The sequence below is a fragment of the Stenotrophomonas sp. YJH_SMC_19 genome (genome assembly GCF_059367915.1).
This window is the reverse complement of the sequence record NZ_JCAFRI010000002.1, coordinates 114024-129413: the sequence shown is the minus strand read 5'-3', so window position 1 is coordinate 129413 and position 15390 is coordinate 114024. Positions and strand designations below refer to the sequence as shown.

The following is a 15390-nucleotide window of genomic DNA, read 5'->3' as shown; positions in this document are numbered from 1 at the left end:
CGGCCTGCACGGCTTCGCCAGTGGGTGCGCGCTGTTTTCAGCGCAGCCTGCCATGACAACGGTTACACCTGCGTCAGCGCATGGCCACTGCGCTATTCTCGATGGCGTGGGTGGTCCACCACCTGCGTATCTCCCTTGTCCGGACGCGCTGCATGCCTGATTCGACCCCACCGCACGCCCCGCCTGCCGGCACGGCCCAGCGCCCGTTGCAGCGCTGGCGCAGCGAGGGGCGACAGCCCCTGGTCGACGTGGTGGCCGAGGAAGTGCCGGTGGCGCTGCGTTACAACGACGCCGCCTTCGCGGTGATGATGGCCACGCCCTGCGACCTGGAGGACTTTGCGCTTGGGTTCTCGCTCAGCGAGGGACTGATTGCTACGCCCTCGCAGCTGCTGTCGATCGACATCCGCCCACAGCTGGAAGGCATCGAACTGCAGATGACCGTGGCCGAGGAGGCACCCGGTGCCGGCCTGGACCCCGCCAATGGGCGCCTGCTGCCCGGCCGTGGTGGCTGCGGCCTGTGCGGCACGCGCCAGCTGGAGGAAGTGCTGCGACCGCTGCCGCAGATCCGCGAACGCCGCAGCTATTCCGCCACCGCCCTGCAGCGGGCGGTGGCGACCTTGGCGCAGCACCAGCCGATGAATGCGGCAAGCGGTTCGATCCACGCCGCGGCCTGGGCCGACGCCAGTGGGCGCATCGGTTGGGTACGCGAGGACGTGGGTCGCCACAATGCACTGGACAAGCTGATCGGCGCCCTGCATCACAACGAGCACGCCATCGACGGTGGGTTGCTGGTGATTTCCAGCCGCGCCAGCTACGAAATGGTGAGCAAGGCAGCGCGTGCGGGAGCCAGCGTGCTGGCGGCGGTTTCGGCGCCGACCGCGCTGGCGATCGACCTGGCCCGCAGCGCCGGCCTGTGCCTGGTCGGGTTCGCACGGGAGAGCGGGTTCAATGTGTATACCCATCCCGAGCGGCTGCAGGCAGACGACAAGTAGCATCGACTGGGTAGTCGTCGACTGGGTAGAGTCGACTGTCAGTCGACTGCTCTTCGTTCAGACCCCCGAAAACCCCGCGATGCGCGCGATAGTCGACTGACAGTCGACTCTACCCGGTCGGCTCCATCCAGACCGGCCCGGGCGACCACTGCCACCCGGGCCAGGCCAGATCTCAGCGCAACGCCACGTTTGGGAAGTCCACCGGCACGTCAAACGCTGCGTTGTAGAGTCGACTGCTCTTCGTTCAGACCCCCCGAAAACCCCGCGCTGCGCGCGATAGTCGACTGACAGTCGACTCTACCCGGTCGGCTTCATTCAGACCGGCCCGGGCGACCGCTGCCACCCGGGCCAGGCCAGGTCTCAGCGCAGCGCGACCTTCGGGAAGTCCACCGGCACGTCAAACGCTGCGTTGTAGAGTCGACTGTCAGTCGACTGCTCTTCGTTCAGACCCCCGAAACCCCGCGCTGCGCGCGATAGTCGACTGACAGTCGACTCTACCCGGTCGGCTCCATTCAGACCGGCCCGGGCGACCACTGCCACCCGGGCCAGGCCAGGTCTCAGCGCAACGCGACCTTCGGGAAGTCCACCGGGACGTCGAACGCTACGTTGTAGAGTCGACTGTCAGTCGACTGCTCTTCGTTCAGACCCCCCGAAAACCCCGCGCTGCGCGCGATAGTCGACTGACAGTCGACTCTACCCGGTCGGCTCCATTCAGACCGGCCCGGGCGGCCCGCTGCCACCCGGGCCAGGCCAGATCTCAGCGCAGCGCGACCTTCGGGAAGTCCACCGGCACGTCGAATGCTACGTTGACGTAGTTGGTGAACAGGTTGAGCGCGACGTGGGCGAGGATCTCAACGATCTGCTCATCATCGAAGCCAGCCTCACGCAGCGCCTGCACATCGCCATCGGCAATCTGCGCACGCTGCTCGACCACCTTCAGCGCGAAGTCCAATGCCGCCGAGGTGGCCGGATCGCTGGACTGGCCGATCTGCGCGGCGGCCATCTGCTCGCTGCTGGCACCGGCCTTGCGGCCCAGCGCGGTGTGCGCGGCCAGGCAGTACTCGCAGGCGTTGCGGTTGGCGATGGCGACGGCGATCTGCTCACCCAGCAGCGGCGACAGACGACCGCCGCCCAGCGCGCCGAACGAACCCCACATGCTCTGCAGGGCGGCTGGCGAGTTGGCCACGGCACGGAACATGGCCGGGGTGGCACCGAAGGCGGCGTGGACCTGGCCCAGCAGGGCCTGACGGTCGCCGGTGGTATTGGCGGCATCGATCAGGGGGACACGGGACATGGTGGATCTCCTTGGGAAAGCGCCCGGAATTGGACGACCCGCTCATCCTAGGTAGACTCCCCGGACGAATCAGGCGCAATAAACCACAAATGTTGTCCATTCATCCATGAACGTGTCCGCCGACACTTCCGCACCCGACCGCCTCTCCTCCCTGCTGGAACGCTTCCGGGTGCAGGCCGCGCTGTTCCACAGTGGTCCGCTGTGCGGGCGCCACGTCTTCGAGCCGCAGCCCGGTCGTGCCTTCCTGCACATCCTGCGCCAGGGTGAAATGGAGGTCCGTCATCCCGGGGGCGATATCGCGCTGCCCCGGTTGAAGATCGACACACCCAGCCTTCTGCTGTATCCGCAGCCGCTGCACCATGTGTTCTTCAACGCACCGCTGGATGGCCCGGATTTCACCTGCGCCACGCTGGACTTCGATGGCGGCGCGCGCAATCCGATCGTGCAGTCGCTGCCACCGGTGATGGTGGTGCCGCTGGCGGCGATCGGCGAACTGGATGACACCCTGCACCTGCTGTTCGCCGAGGCCGATCGCCAGCGCTGCGGTTCCCGGCTGCTGACCAACCGCCTGTTCGAGGTGGCGCTGATCCAGATCCTGCGCTGGGTGGTGGACCACCCGGATGCGGCGGGCGTCAGCCATGGGCTGATGCGCGGGCTGTCCGATGCGCGGCTGGCCCGTACGCTGGTGGCGATGCACCAGGCGCCGCAGGACGAATGGACGCTGCCCCGGATGGCTGCGACTGCCGGCATGTCGCGCAGCGCGTTCGCGGCCGTGTTCAAGGAGGTGATGCAGGCGACGCCGGCCGCTTATCTGCTGGACTGGCGGCTGAGCCTGGCCTGCGCGCAGCTGCGGGCCGGCGTGGCGGTCAAGCAGGTGGCGATCGAGGTGGGGTTTGCCGATACCGCCTCCCTGTCGAAGGCGTTCCGCAAGCGGCTGGGAGCGTCGCCGAGGGCGTGGCTGGTCGCGAGCGCCGCGCAGGCTGGGTAGACGCGCGAGGGGTAGAGTCGACTGTCAGTCGACTGTCGCGCGAAGCGCGGGGTTTTCGTTGTCTGACCGAAGAGCAGTCGACTGACAGTCGACTCTACCGAAGCGCATTTTCGGGGCCTGACCGAAGGGCAGCCGACCAGCGGTCGGCTCTACCACGGGCGATGTCTGCGCGCCGGCTGGCCGCTCAACTGGACGTTCCGTCATTCTCGCTGTCGAAGGCGTTCCGCAAGCGGCTGGGGGCCAGGCTGGGCAGACGCGCGAGGGGTAGAGTCGACTGTCAGTCGACTGTCGCGCGAAGCGCGGGATTTTCGTTGTCTGACCGAAGGGCAGTCGACTGACAGTCGACTCTACCACGGGCGATGTCTGCGCGCCGGCTGGCCGCTCAACTGGACGGTTCCGTCATTCTCGCTGTCGAAGGCGTTCCGCAAGCGGCTGGGGGCCAGGCTGGGCAGACGCGCGAGGGGTAGAGTCGACTGTCAGTCGACTATCGCGCGAAGCGCGGGATTTTCGTTGTCTGATTGAAGAGCAGTCGACTGACAGTCGACTCTACCGAAGCGGCATTTTCGTGGCCTGACCGAAGGGCAGCCGACCAGCGGTCGGCTCTACCACGGGCGATGTCTGCGCGCCGGCTGGCCGCTCAACTGGACGTTCCGTCAGACTTCGCCAACAACCCGGCGATGCGCTCGGCAACACGGGCGCGCACGCCTTCGTCCAGCTGGCCTTCGTACATCGCCTCGTAGATCCACAGGCCATCGGCGGCCAGTCGCGCCACGAAATTGTCGAGCGTCGTCGGATCGACATTCCCGGCCTCCGGCGCGGATGGTGCCCAGCGCCGCACCGCCGGTCCCCACGGACGCTCATCGGCGTCCGGGTCCGCCGATTCGAGCATGAACATCAGTTCGGCACGGGTGGCACTCTGCGCCGAGACACGCACGAAGGTCTGGTAACGCTCCAGTGCCGTCGCTTCATCCGCGCGCTTGCCCAGCAGCGTTTCCATCGACGTTTCCCAGGCCTGCACCAGGTGCTCGTCGATGCCGCGCAGCAGTGCCTCGCGCGACGGGAAGTGGTACAGCAGGCCGCCGCGGGTCAGCTTGGCCTCGGCCGCCACCGACTCGAAGGTCACCGCACGCACGCCGTCACGATTGATCACGTTGACGGCGGCGTCGAGGATGCGGTCGCGCTTGCTGGTTCTCATTGCCTCATTTTACGCGATCGGCCGCGCCCTCGCGGCTTCCGACGCGGCCGCGCAGCAGGCGCGCCAGGATCGTCGCGCCCATCGCCAGCACCGCCGTGATCACCAGCAGCACGATCTGGTAGCCACGGTCATACGCGGCCGCAGCCAGTGAGAACCACTCACCCTGCCCGCTCTCGCGCGCGGCATGCAGCGCCTGGGTGAAGCCTTCACGGGCCAGTGCCGGCATGTCTGCCGAGACCGGCAGGAACGCGCTGTACATCGCGGCGCTCAGGCTGCCCAGCATCGCCACCGCCAGCAGGCCGCCGAACTCATAGGACACCTCTTCCACCGAAGAGGCCATGCCCGCGCGGTGTGCCGGCACATTGTTGAGGATGGCGGTGGACGCTACCGAGATGGCCGCGCCCATGCCGAAGCCGGTGATCGCCATGCCCGCGACCACCCAACCGAGGCCGTGCGGGAAGCCGAAGGCCACCACGCCCACACCCAGCGCACCCGCAGCCAGGCCACCACAGATCAGCGGGCGCAGGCCCACCCGGTGCAGGATGCTGCCGCCCAGCAGCGCGCTCGGAAGGCTGCCCAGTGCCGCCACCGAGACCAGCAGGCCCGCCTGCAGCGGCGTGAAGCCTGCCACCAGCTGGAAGCGCTGGGTGGTGACCAGCTGCAGGCCGGCCATCGCGAACAGGGTGAACACCGCCGACAGCGTGCCGGCCAGGAACGCCGGGTTGCGGAAGATCGCGAAGTCCAGCAGCGGGTACGGCAGCTGTTGCTGGCGGCGCGCGAACGCCGCGCCGCTGATGACGGCCAACAGCAGCGCGCCCGCGCCCAGCGCATACGACGGCGGCGTAGCGATCAGCGACTTGATCGCCAGCACCAGGCCGGACAGTGCCGCCAATGCCAGCACCGAGGACACAAGGTCCCATGGCCGCGAGGTGTCGCGCTGGCCTTCCGGCGCCAACAGCAGCGTGGCCACGAACGCGACCAACACCACCGGCACGTTGATCAGGAACACCGAGCCCCACCAGAAGTGCTGCAGCAACCAACCGCCAATGATCGGGCCGAGCGCCGCACCGACGATGGCCACCGAACCCCAGATCGCGATGGCGATGTTGCGTTCGCGCTCTTCGTGGAAGCTCAGGCCGATCAGCGCCAACGTGGCCGGCATCATCGCTGCGGCACCGACCGCCAGGAAGGCACGTGCGGCAATCAGTTGCGCTGCGGTGTCGGCGAACGCCGCTGCCAGCGAGGCGACGCCGAACACCACCAGGCCGATCAGGAACATGCGGCGATGGCCGATGCGGTCGCCCAGCGTGCCCGAACCCAGCAGCAGGCCGGCCATCACCAGCGGATAGGCGTTGATGATCCACAGCGCCTGTCCGGCACTGGCCGAGAGTTCCTCGGTCAGCGTCGGCAGTGCGGTGTAGAGCACGGAGTTGTCGAGCGTAACCAGCAGCAGGCCAGCGGCGACGGTAAACAACAGTGCCCAGCGGCGGGCACGCGACAGGGCCGGAGCACCGGCCAAGGGCTGGGACAAAGCCATGGGAGAACCTGGTGGGGGTGGATTACGAGCATAACTATACAGGATGTCCTGTATAGTTCTGACCTTGAGAGCCAGCCGATTCAGCTTTTGTAGAGGCGAGCCTGCTCGTCGGAACCGCCAGCCAGGCGTGGCCTGGCTCTACTGCTAGACGCTCACCGGCAGTCTTCCGGCAGCGCGGCGATGGCCGATACCACCGCCGCCTGCATCCCCTGCCCTACGGCGGCGTCCAGCTCGCCACCAATGTCACCATGCTGGCGCCGCAGTTCGTCCTCGCACAGGCCGCGCACGCGCACACGGGCATTCGCGCGCAGGCTGCTGCACCGCCAGTCGGTGCCACCCAGCGGCAGCACCGAGTACACCACGCTGTTGCAGGCGTTGCCGGCGCGCTGCTGCAGCGGCAGTCCACCGAAATCCCGCGGTTCGCTGCTGCGTTGCGGGTCGAAGTAGCTGTCCGGGAACGTGCGCGCGTACTGTTCGATGTCCACGGCCATGCGGCGTCCACCGGCCAACGGCATCTGCAGCGTCTGCCCGCACGGCGTCGCGTCGGCGCGATGCTGGATGTACTGGTAGATCGGCCGGTCCAGCGATGGATCCTGCTGGGTCACCGCACTCACCGCCGCCAGCACCGGCAGCGATGCACGATTGGCCATGCGCGCCAGCAGGCCCGCCTGCGCGGGCTGGCAGCGGTCGCGCAATGTTGCCGCGAGCAGGAACAATACGTCGTTGCGGAACGCGTGGTCGTCACCCAGGCGCTGTTCGATGCGCTGGCTGGCATCGGACGCCGGTGCTGGAAACGCAACTGCCGGCGGCGCGGTGGGTGCGCGCTGCCGCTGCCACCACACCAGCAGCACCATCGCGCCCACGATCAGCCCGGCAGCCATGATCCATCGCCTGCGCATCAGTTGCGGATCGCCGTCAGCGTGGCTGCCGCGGCATCGTAGGACGCGCTGGCGATGTCCGCGTCGAAACGCTTCACCTGCAGGTGGCCGGCAAGCCGGTACGGATCCCACAGATCGCCCAGCGCGATCGGTGTCGCCAGGGTCACGTGGATGATCTGGTTCGGTGGTGGTGGCGGCACGTGGATGCACGCGCCGTAGAACGGCACGAACAGCAGTTCATCCACCAATCCTGCATCGTTGGTGCCGAGCGGTACCACGTAGCCATCCAGATCCACCGTGCGACCATCGACAGCATCGACCACCCGCGAAGAGCCGAACTGCTTGGCGCGATCCGGGCTGGAATGGTCGATCTCCAGCCCCGGTGGCGTGCCCGAGCCGGTGTCGTCGATCAGCCCGCCCACATCATCCATGCCACCGCGTGACAGGCCGATCTGCGGCGGCGGGCGCTGATAGGTGACCTCGTCGGGCCGCAACGCATCCCAACGGTCGATGGGAGCTTCGGCCGTGGCGGAGGGCGCCGGTTTGTCCTGCGGCGTGACCACCACGGCATCGCCGCCCGGCGCGGTACAGGCTGCCAACCCGACGCACCCCAGCACCAGCAGCAGGCAACTACGGTTCATAGGGCCTCAACTGTGCGTCACGCATGGTGTAGGCCGAACCGGCCAGATCGTCGTCCAAGCGTTCGGCCCGCAGGGTGCCGGCCAGGAAGAACGGCGAATACATGTCCGGCATCTCGATCGGGCGCGGCAGCACCACGTGCACGATCTGGTTCGGCGGTGGTGGTGGCACGTGGATGCAGGCGCCGTAGTACGGCACGAACAGGAATTCGGTCAACCGCCCGTCCTGAGCGTTGGCCAGTGGTACCACGTAGCCCGGCAGGCGCACCGGCCGCTGCAGTACCGTGTCCACGGTGCGGAAGGTGCCGAACTGCGGCATGCGCCGGTTGCCGTTGTGCTCGACTTCCGGGCCCTCGCCGCGTTCCAACGCGGCCAGCTCGTCCTTGGGCATCATCTGCAGCCAGTCCAGTTCCTGCTCTGCAACGTCTGCAGGGTCATAGCGGTCAACAACCGGCGCGGGTGGCAGGGCCTGCACACCGGTATCCACCGGCCGCTCGCAGGCAACCAGGGCCAGTACCATCGGCAGCGACAGCATCCAGCGCATGCTCAGCCTCCCGGTGAAAGGCCATCGGCCAAGGTGCGCCGGTAAGCGAGCAACGCCGGGACCAGCCCAGCCACCGCACTGATCGCCAGCACGCCTGCCACCCAGGCCAGCTCGCGGCCGTCCGGCCAGACATGGGTGATCGACAGGCCGAAGGTGGCCAGTACCCAGCCGCGCCCGGCCATGCTGGCGACCACCAGCAGCGACAGGGCCAGCACGCAGGCCACCGCACTGGTCGCCACCGCCTCCACCACCAGCAGGCCCGCGATGTAACCCGGTCGCGCGCCGGTGGCACGCAGGATGGCCATCTCACGCCGCCGCTCCTGCAGGGTCGAGACCAGCAGCGCCACCAGCGAGACCATGCCCAGCAGTACCACCATCGCACTGATCAGCTGCAACGCCCGCTCGGCGGTGCCCAGTGACTGCCACAGCTGCTGCAGGGTCACGCCGGGCAGGATCGCCAGCATCGCCTCGTCCGGATACTCGTTGATCCTGCGCTGTACCGAGAACGTGACGATGCGCGAATTCAGGCCGAGCATGAAGGCGGTGATGCTGGTCGGGGTCAGGTCCTGGTGGCGCGCCTGCTCGGCGCTGACGCGCTGGCTGCGCAGCTGCACGCCCGATCGCCAGTCAACATGGATCGCTTCGATCGCCGGCAGCGAAACCAGCAGCGACGAATCCACCGGCGTGCCGGTGCGCTGCAGGATGCCGGCAACACGGAATGGCTTGTCGGCATGCGTGGCCAGCGTGACCGCGCCGGTGCCGTGCGCCAGTACGATCTCATCGCCGAGGCCGACCTTCTGCGCGCGTGCCACCTCCGCGCCGATTACCGCGTCGTACAGATCATCGAACGGCCGTCCGTCCGCGAACGCAAGCGCGTGCCCGGCGCCGTAGCGGTAGTGCTCGAAATAGCCAGCGCTGGTGCCGACCACGCGGTAGCCGCGCCACGAATCGCCCAGCGACAACGGCACCGCCCACTTCACCTGCGGCAATGCAGACAGCTCCTGGTAGGACTGCCAGGACACGTTGTTGGTCGGGTCGCCGATATGGAACACCGAGTACAGCAGCAGGTTCACCGGTCCCGAACGCGCACCGACGATCAGGTCGGTGCCCGATACGGTGCTGGCGAAGCCTTCGTGCGCCTGCGTGCGCACGCGTTCGACACCCAGCAGCAGCACCACGCTGAGGGTGATGACCAGCACGGTCAGGCCCACGCTCAACGCACGGCTGCGCAGGCTGGCCCAGGCAAGCTCAAGCATGGCCGGCACCTGCCTGGTTGATCTCGGACAGTGAAATGGTGCGGTCGAACAAGGGCTGCAGGCTGTCGTCATGGCTGACCACCAGCACCGTGGTGCCGGCCGCCTGGCACTGCGCCGACATCAGCTTCAGGAACGCGGTCGCCGCGTCGCGGTCGAGCGCCGAGGTCGGCTCATCGGCCAGCAGCAATGCCGGACGACCGATCAGGGCGCGTGCCGCCGCCACGCGTTGTTGCTGGCCGACACTGAGCGTACCCGCGGGCCGCTGCATAAGCTCAGGGTTGAGCTGCAGGGCCTGCAGCAGGCGGGCGATCTCGGCATCCAGCGGCCCACTGATGCGCGCGCTGCGCAGGCGCGAAAAGCGCAGGCCCAGCGCGATGTTGTCGCGCACGCTGAGGAACGGCAGCAGGTTGAACTGCTGGAAGATCACGCCCAGGTGGTCGGCGCGGAAGCGATCCCGCGCGGCACCGCGCATCGCCTGCAGCGCGTGGCCGGCGACTTCGATGCGGCCCTTGCCGGGCAGCAGCACGCCTGCCAGCAGGCCCAGCAGGGTGCTTTTGCCGCCACCGCTGATTCCGCGCAGCAACACGCTGCTGCCCTGCTCGACCCACAACCGCGGGATGTCCAGCACCCGCTGCATGCCGTAGCCGAACTGCACGTCTTCCAGCGAGATCACCGGTGCCGCGCTCACGGTGCCAGCACCACGCGCAGGTTGTCGGGCGTCAGCACGCTGCGGTTCTGGCCATTGGCGGTTGCGCTGTTGACGATGACTTCGTGCAGGCCGGGGAAAAGTACGGGCAGGCGCACGACGATGGCGCGCAGCGCGGCAGGTTTCGCACAGTGGTACTGCAGCGTTGCGCTGAAACCTGCGTGCCGGTGCTCACCTGATGGCGGTGCTGCAGCCGTCGCATCGAATCCCTCGGCCTTGGCATCGTTGCCTGAAAGGCGGCAGCCTGCGGCGGTGGGCAAGGTGACCCAGCTGCCGCCCTTCAGCACTGTCGTAGCCCGTGTCAGCGCGGCCTGCTCGACTGCATTGGCCGGCGGTCGCTCGTAATCAAGGATGCCGATGCCGGGTGCCTGCAGGGCGAATTCCAGCGTCTGCCGGTCAAGCGCAAGATCGACGGTGGCCTGGCCGTGCACGTGCGGTGCGTGCTGGCGGATGTCATGGGCCTGCGCGGCGCTGGCAGCCAGCAGCAGGAAAAGAGCAGCAGAACGCTTCATGGGGGACACTCCAATTGTTACTATGTAACATTATGGACCACATCCCCATGACGCCCGCAAGGGCCCTGGCCCAGCCGCCAACTTCGGCACGCTGGCACCCGCGCTTCGATCTTGCCGGTGCCTGGCTGTCCCTGGCCTGCGCCGCCCATTGCATCGCCCTGCCCCTGCTGCTGGCCTTCGTGCCGGCCGCGATGATGGCGCTGCGCTCGTTCCAGCATCCCGGCCATGGCGCGATGACATTGCTGTTGATGATGTCGCGCTGGGAATGGCTGTTCGCGCTGCTGGCCTCGTCGCTGGCCTTGGCGAGTACCTCGGCCGGGGTGCACCGGCACGGGCGCTGGCGCCCGGTGCGGCTGGCCTGCATCGGCGCCATCCTGCTACTGTCGGCCTCGCTGTACCTGCCGCTGAAGGAATCGCTGCTCTGGCATGGCGTGGCGACAGCCAGTGGTGGCGTGCTACTGGCCGCGGCGCACATCGGCAACCGGCGCGCGCTGCGCACCCGCTGACACCGGCCGCGGGTCGGCAGCCCCGGGGACCCGGCAGCCGGCCAGCGGCCGGCTCTACCCATCCGTACATGGGCCACGCATCAGGTGATACGCATTTGTAGTGCCGGCCGCTGGCCGGCAGCTGCTGTGATCCGGCAGGAGGGGAAAAGCCGGCCAGCGGCCGGCTCTACCGATCTCTATTCGTCAAACGGACGCTGTCCCAGCGTCTGCGTCACGTGGTCGACGAAACAGGTGATGCGGGCGGCCAGCGCGGTGTTGCGGTAGTACACCGCGTTGATCGGCTGCCGCACTTCCTGCGTCTGCCTGGCGAACAGCTGCACCAGGCGGCCATCACGCCGGTCCTGGCGGGTCAGGAAATCAGACAGGCAGGCGATGCCCAGCCCGGCTACCGCCATCTGCCGCAGTGTCTCGCCACTGGATGAAGCGATGGCCGGCTCGATCACGAAAGGCCCACCATCGGCATCCTGCAGCGGCCATTCGTTCAACGAACTGGGCTGGGTGAAGCCCAGCAGGTCGTGCTCGCGCAGCTGCTCCACGCGCGTGGGCGTGCCGTGGCGGCGCAGGTATTCGGGGCTGGCCACCACCCGGATGCGGCTGTGGCCGATCGGCCGCGCATGCAGGGTCGAGTCGCGCAGCACGCCAATGCGGAACGCCACGTCGGTGCGCTTCTCGATCAGGTCGGTGATGCCTTCATTGGAATTCAGCTCCAGCTCCACCTGCGGGTAGCGCTCACGGAACCCCTCAAGCAGCGGCACGATCACGTGCAGCATGAACGGCGTGGCGGCGTCCACGCGCAGGCGCCCGACCGGCTGCAGCCGCCGCGCGGCCATCTGTTCCTCGGCCTCGTCCACCGTGGCCAGGATCGTGCGCGCGTACTCCAGGAACGCCGCGCCTTCCTCGGTCAGTTCCAGCCGCCGCGTGGTCCGTCGCAGCAGCGTGGTCTGCAGCTTGTCCTCCAGCCGCGCCAGGGTGCGGCTGGTGGCAGAGATGGTCAGTTCCAGCGCCTCGGCCGCCGCCGTGATCGAACCGCTGTCGACCACGGCCACGAAGGCCTTCAGCTCATCCAGGGTGGTTCTCATTTTTTACCTCGGCGCAAAAGCGTTTCCCGTATACACGGCTTAATCAACAAATGTAAAGCGCCCACACTTCGCCCTGTCCCGAGCCCACCGGCTCTCAACGAAGTCCCTGGAGTCCATCATGAGCGTTCCTTCCTTTGGCGTCGGCACCTTCCGCCTGACCGGCCAGACCGTCATCGACTCGGTGCGCAACGCCCTCGACGTTGGCTACCGTGCGGTCGATACCGCGCAGATCTACGGCAACGAAGCCGAAGTCGGCCAGGCCATCGCCGAATCCGGCGTTCCGCGCGACCAGCTGTTCCTGACCACCAAGATCTGGGTGGACAACTACGCCGCCGACAAGCTGATCCCGAGCCTGCGCGACAGCCTGGCCAAGCTGCGCACCGACTACGTCGACCTGTTGCTGATCCACTGGCCGGCGCCGGGCAATGGCGTTGAACTGCGCGAGTACATGACCGCGCTGGCCGAAGCCAAGACGCTGGGTCTGACCCGCCAGATCGGTGTGTCCAACTTCAACATCGAGCTGACCCGGCAGGCCATCGAGGTGGTCGGTGCCGGCGAGATCGCCACCAACCAGATCGAACTGAGCCCCTACCTGCAGAACCCGGCACTGACCGCCTTCCTGCAGGACCAGGGCATCACCGTGACCTCCTACATGACCCTGGCCTACGGCAAGGTACTGAAGGATCCGGTGCTGGCCGCCATCGCCGACAAGCACCATGCCACCGTGGCCCAGGTCGCGCTGGCGTGGGCGCTGCAGCGGGGTTACTCGGTCATTCCGTCCTCGACCAAGCGCGAGAATCTGGCCAGCAACCTGCTCGCCCAGGACCTGCACCTGGATGCCGATGACATGGCCGCGATCGCTGCGCTTGACCGCAACGGCCGCGAAGTCGATCCGCCGGGCCTGGCCCCGGCCTGGGACTGAGGAGCCTGGCCATGGGCAGTGCGTTGGCGCGGCTCCAGGCCGGTGGTTTCAGCATCGGCATCGAAGCACCGCTGGACAATGACTGGACGCCGCTGGGCGAACAGGCACGACGCGCCGCACGACGCCTGCCCGGTGAACCGGACCTGCAGCGCCATGCGGAACTGGCACGGTTGGCCGACCGCCTCGGCTTCCGTGCGCTGTGGGTACGCGACGTGCCGGTGTACGACCCGGCCTTCGGCGATGCGGCGCAGGTGTTCGAGGTATTCAGTTACCTCGGCTACCTGGCCGGCATCACCAATGACATCCTGCTGGGCACCGGTGCGGTGGTGCTGCCGATCCGTGAGCCCTTGCTGACCCTGAAGTCGGCGCGCAGCGTGCAGCGGCTGAGCGGCGACCGCCTGTTGCTGGGCGTGGCCAGTGGCGACCGCCCGGTGGAGTACCCGCTGTTCGGTCGCGACTTCGACAGCCGTGGCAGCCGTTTCCGCGAGCAGATCGCATTGCTGCGCGAAGGCGCCGCCGCGCACCTGCCGCAGGGCCTGGACGTGCTGCCCGCCGATGGCCCGGCCCTGCCGTTGTTCGTGGCCGGCCTGGCCCAACAGCAACCAGCATGGATCGGCCAGCACATGGATGGCTGCCTGGCCTACCCGGGCGCGCCGCAGGACCATGCGCAACGCGTGGCGGCGTGGCGCGCCGTGGCCGGCAACAAGCCGTATGCCAGCTTCATCCACCTGGACCTGGTGGACGATGCCGACGCCCCCCTGCAGCGCTGGCGCTTCGGCCTGCGTGGCGGCCGCAACGCCCTGCTGGCCGAGCTGCACGCCATGCAGGCGGCCGGTGTCGACCACATCGGCCTGCAGTTCCGCCGCAACGAACGGCCGTTGGCCGAAACCTTCCACGAAATCGCCGAGTACGTGCTGCCGCACTTCCCGGCCCATGCCGGCGCCACCGCGACGGCCTGACAGTTACCGGAGCTTTGCCATGAAGATGAAGACCCTGGCCGCGCTTGCGCTGGCCACCCTGCCGCTGTCCTTCCAGGCCACCGCCGAGGAGTGGTATCCCTCTGCCTACGGCGCCAACGACGAGATCGGCGCGGCCAACCTGCTCACCGCTGACGTGGTCAAGCACGCGGTCTCGCTGGTCAGGACCGGCAAGACCTATCCGCTGGCGGTGCCGGTGGACAAGAACCTGCCCGCGTTCCGCCACCGCAGCTTCCGCCTGTACAACGTGCAGGTCGGCCAGCAGGCCGGCAAGTCGCTGGGCCCCAACAAGTTCACCTTCAACGATGAACTGGTGAACGCCTGGACCGGCGTTGGCACCCAGCTCAACGGCATCGGCCATATCGGCATCGACAACGTCTACTACAACGGCAACAAGGCCGCCGACTTCGTCACCGTGGACGGTGTGCGCAAGCTCGGCGTCGAGAAGGTACCGCCGATGGTCACCCGCGGCGTCGTGCTGGACATGACCGCGTACTACGGCAAGGCGATCGTGCCCGGCGGCACCGAGTTCACCGTGGCCGACATCCAAGCCGTGCTGAAGAAGCAGGGACTGAGCCTGCGCAAGGGCGACGTGGTGCTGTTCAACACCGGTTGGCTGGAACTGATCGGCAAGGACAACACACAGTTCCTGGAAGTGGAGCCGGGTATCGGCATGGAGGCCGCGAAGTGGCTGGCCGACCAGGGCATCGTCGCCTTCGGTGGCGACACCTGGGCCTCGGAGGTTTACCCGAACCCGAACGGTGCCGAGGAGTTCCCGATCAACCAGTACATGCTGGCCAAGCGCGGCATCTACAACCTGGAGCTGATCGACAGCCGTGCCCTGGTGCGCGACAAGGCCTGGGAATTCCTGTTCGTGCTCGGCCAGCCGCTTTACGTCGGCTCGACCCAGGTCAACATCAACCCGGTGGCGATCCGATGAACACAGCTCCCGCCTTGCCGTTGTTCGCCGGCCGCCGCTTCCGCGTCAGCTATGACGGCCTGGCCGCCGACAATGTCTACAGCGCCGATGGCCGCCACGTGCAGTACGCCATCGTCTCCGGCGCCTATGCCGGTGCGCAGGGCGAAGCCGCCTGCGAGTGGCAGCAGATCAGCGAAGGGGTCTATGCCATTTCGTGGCAGGAAGCCGATGGCGCAACGGTCGTGCATGTCGATGACTTCGTCGGTGGGCGTTCGCTGGCCTGGTTCACCGCCACCGATGGCAGTTTCCATCGCATGCAAGGGCCGTTGGCAGCACTGTGACGCTGGCCAGCTGCCGGCACCACCGGTGAGTGGACGGAACATTACAGATCGGTAATGTTCGGGTCAGGGCAGCGAAAGGCGCTGCCCTCCACCCTGAGGGCCACTT

Annotated in this window: 17 protein-coding genes; 7 read left to right on the top strand and 10 right to left on the bottom strand. The window is 67.6% G+C overall.

The annotated features are described in order from the left end of the window. The first annotated feature begins 152 nt into the window (after window positions 1-152). Entirely contained in the window at window positions 153-992 is an 840-nt protein-coding gene (gene fdhD, locus AC5P5R_RS03135) for a formate dehydrogenase accessory sulfurtransferase FdhD (RefSeq protein ID WP_043033358.1), read from the top strand. Between the two features lie 757 nt (window positions 993-1749). Here fdhD and AC5P5R_RS03130 read toward each other — a convergent pair. After that, a complete protein-coding gene (locus tag AC5P5R_RS03130) occupies window positions 1750-2286 on the bottom strand; it encodes a carboxymuconolactone decarboxylase family protein (RefSeq protein WP_060381199.1) in 537 nt (178 codons plus the stop codon). Window positions 2287-2392: 106 nt separating this feature from the next. On the opposite strand from AC5P5R_RS03130, the gene AC5P5R_RS03125 reads away from it, so the two are divergent. Then, window positions 2393-3274, top strand: a complete 882-nt coding sequence (locus AC5P5R_RS03125; RefSeq protein WP_060381200.1) for an AraC family transcriptional regulator — start codon at window positions 2393-2395, stop codon at window positions 3272-3274. A 637-nt stretch (window positions 3275-3911) separates the two neighbouring features. Here the strand turns inward: AC5P5R_RS03125 and AC5P5R_RS03120 are convergent. From AC5P5R_RS03120 to AC5P5R_RS03085, 8 genes are all read right to left on the bottom strand, one after another. Next, on the bottom strand, window positions 3912-4469 hold the full coding sequence (locus tag AC5P5R_RS03120; RefSeq protein WP_005409827.1) for a TetR/AcrR family transcriptional regulator: 558 nt from the start codon (window positions 4467-4469) through the stop codon (window positions 3912-3914). A gap of 4 nt (window positions 4470-4473) precedes the next feature. After that, entirely contained in the window at window positions 4474-6006 is a 1533-nt protein-coding gene (locus tag AC5P5R_RS03115) for an MFS transporter (protein ID WP_043033355.1), read from the bottom strand. A gap of 152 nt (window positions 6007-6158) precedes the next feature. Beyond that, a complete protein-coding gene (locus tag AC5P5R_RS03110; protein WP_043033354.1) occupies window positions 6159-6905 on the bottom strand; it encodes a hypothetical protein in 747 nt (248 codons plus the stop codon). Then, entirely contained in the window at window positions 6905-7525 is a 621-nt protein-coding gene (locus AC5P5R_RS03105) for a DUF3299 domain-containing protein (protein ID WP_043033353.1), read from the bottom strand. The genes AC5P5R_RS03110 and AC5P5R_RS03105 overlap by 1 nt, the downstream gene beginning before the upstream one ends. Further along, the gene (locus AC5P5R_RS03100) at window positions 7515-8066 is read right to left on the bottom strand and encodes a DUF3299 domain-containing protein (RefSeq protein WP_043033352.1); all 552 of its coding nucleotides are present in this window, start codon (window positions 8064-8066) and stop codon (window positions 7515-7517) included. Before AC5P5R_RS03100 ends, AC5P5R_RS03105 begins: the two co-directional genes overlap by 11 nt. Window positions 8067-8068: 2 nt before the next feature. Beyond that, a complete protein-coding gene (locus AC5P5R_RS03095; protein WP_043033351.1) occupies window positions 8069-9322 on the bottom strand; it encodes an ABC transporter permease in 1254 nt (417 codons plus the stop codon). Further along, window positions 9315-10010 (bottom strand): ATP-binding cassette domain-containing protein, encoded by a 696-nt coding sequence (locus AC5P5R_RS03090; RefSeq protein WP_043033349.1) that lies wholly within the window; start codon window positions 10008-10010, stop codon window positions 9315-9317. The genes AC5P5R_RS03095 and AC5P5R_RS03090 overlap by 8 nt, the downstream gene beginning before the upstream one ends. Then, a complete protein-coding gene (locus AC5P5R_RS03085; RefSeq protein WP_043033347.1) occupies window positions 10007-10540 on the bottom strand; it encodes a ZrgA family zinc uptake protein in 534 nt (177 codons plus the stop codon). Before AC5P5R_RS03085 ends, AC5P5R_RS03090 begins: the two co-directional genes overlap by 4 nt. A 32-nt stretch (window positions 10541-10572) precedes the next feature. On the opposite strand from AC5P5R_RS03085, the gene AC5P5R_RS03080 reads away from it, so the two are divergent. Further along, on the top strand, window positions 10573-11046 hold the full coding sequence (locus tag AC5P5R_RS03080) for a MerC domain-containing protein (protein ID WP_043033345.1): 474 nt from the start codon (window positions 10573-10575) through the stop codon (window positions 11044-11046). A 176-nt stretch (window positions 11047-11222) separates the two neighbouring features. Here the strand turns inward: AC5P5R_RS03080 and AC5P5R_RS03075 are convergent, their stop codons facing one another. Then, window positions 11223-12125 (bottom strand): LysR family transcriptional regulator, encoded by a 903-nt coding sequence (locus tag AC5P5R_RS03075; RefSeq protein WP_043033344.1) that lies wholly within the window; start codon window positions 12123-12125, stop codon window positions 11223-11225. Between the two features lie 118 nt (window positions 12126-12243). Between AC5P5R_RS03075 and dkgB the strand changes: the two genes are divergently transcribed. The 4 genes from dkgB to AC5P5R_RS03055 are packed head-to-tail and all read left to right on the top strand — an operon-like array spanning window position 12244 to window position 15284. Continuing rightward, window positions 12244-13047, top strand: coding sequence for a 2,5-didehydrogluconate reductase DkgB (dkgB, locus tag AC5P5R_RS03070; protein WP_043033343.1), 804 nt, complete (start codon window positions 12244-12246; stop codon window positions 13045-13047). A gap of 11 nt (window positions 13048-13058) precedes the next feature. Continuing rightward, complete coding sequence (locus AC5P5R_RS03065) at window positions 13059-14006, top strand: TIGR03571 family LLM class oxidoreductase (protein WP_005413603.1); 948 nt, start codon at window positions 13059-13061, stop codon at window positions 14004-14006. A gap of 19 nt (window positions 14007-14025) precedes the next feature. Beyond that, a complete protein-coding gene (locus AC5P5R_RS03060) occupies window positions 14026-14964 on the top strand; it encodes a cyclase family protein (RefSeq protein ID WP_005413604.1) in 939 nt (312 codons plus the stop codon). Continuing rightward, a complete protein-coding gene (locus AC5P5R_RS03055; protein WP_049471694.1) occupies window positions 14961-15284 on the top strand; it encodes a MoaF-related domain-containing protein in 324 nt (107 codons plus the stop codon). Before AC5P5R_RS03060 ends, AC5P5R_RS03055 begins: the two co-directional genes overlap by 4 nt. Window positions 15285-15390 lie beyond the last annotated feature (106 nt).

What these genes read in the sequence shown, in the direction of transcription:
- fdhD (WP_043033358.1), top strand. Translation starts at nt 153, where the DNA reads ATGCCTGATTCGACCCCACCGCACGCCCCGCCTGCCGGCACGGCCCAG.
- AC5P5R_RS03130 (WP_060381199.1), bottom strand. Translation starts at nt 2,286, where the DNA reads ATGTCCCGTGTCCCCCTGATCGATGCCGCCAATACCACCGGCGACCGT.
- AC5P5R_RS03125 (WP_060381200.1), top strand. Translation starts at nt 2,393, where the DNA reads ATGAACGTGTCCGCCGACACTTCCGCACCCGACCGCCTCTCCTCCCTG.
- AC5P5R_RS03120 (WP_005409827.1), bottom strand. Translation starts at nt 4,469, where the DNA reads ATGAGAACCAGCAAGCGCGACCGCATCCTCGACGCCGCCGTCAACGTG.
- AC5P5R_RS03115 (WP_043033355.1), bottom strand. Translation starts at nt 6,006, where the DNA reads ATGGCTTTGTCCCAGCCCTTGGCCGGTGCTCCGGCCCTGTCGCGTGCC.
- AC5P5R_RS03110 (WP_043033354.1), bottom strand. Translation starts at nt 6,905, where the DNA reads ATGCGCAGGCGATGGATCATGGCTGCCGGGCTGATCGTGGGCGCGATG.
- AC5P5R_RS03105 (WP_043033353.1), bottom strand. Translation starts at nt 7,525, where the DNA reads ATGAACCGTAGTTGCCTGCTGCTGGTGCTGGGGTGCGTCGGGTTGGCA.
- AC5P5R_RS03100 (WP_043033352.1), bottom strand. Translation starts at nt 8,066, where the DNA reads ATGCGCTGGATGCTGTCGCTGCCGATGGTACTGGCCCTGGTTGCCTGC.
- AC5P5R_RS03095 (WP_043033351.1), bottom strand. Translation starts at nt 9,322, where the DNA reads ATGCTTGAGCTTGCCTGGGCCAGCCTGCGCAGCCGTGCGTTGAGCGTG.
- AC5P5R_RS03085 (WP_043033347.1), bottom strand. Translation starts at nt 10,540, where the DNA reads ATGAAGCGTTCTGCTGCTCTTTTCCTGCTGCTGGCTGCCAGCGCCGCG.
- AC5P5R_RS03080 (WP_043033345.1), top strand. Translation starts at nt 10,573, where the DNA reads ATGGACCACATCCCCATGACGCCCGCAAGGGCCCTGGCCCAGCCGCCA.
- AC5P5R_RS03075 (WP_043033344.1), bottom strand. Translation starts at nt 12,125, where the DNA reads ATGAGAACCACCCTGGATGAGCTGAAGGCCTTCGTGGCCGTGGTCGAC.
- dkgB (WP_043033343.1), top strand. Translation starts at nt 12,244, where the DNA reads ATGAGCGTTCCTTCCTTTGGCGTCGGCACCTTCCGCCTGACCGGCCAG.
- AC5P5R_RS03065 (WP_005413603.1), top strand. Translation starts at nt 13,059, where the DNA reads ATGGGCAGTGCGTTGGCGCGGCTCCAGGCCGGTGGTTTCAGCATCGGC.
- AC5P5R_RS03060 (WP_005413604.1), top strand. Translation starts at nt 14,026, where the DNA reads ATGAAGATGAAGACCCTGGCCGCGCTTGCGCTGGCCACCCTGCCGCTG.
- AC5P5R_RS03055 (WP_049471694.1), top strand. Translation starts at nt 14,961, where the DNA reads ATGAACACAGCTCCCGCCTTGCCGTTGTTCGCCGGCCGCCGCTTCCGC.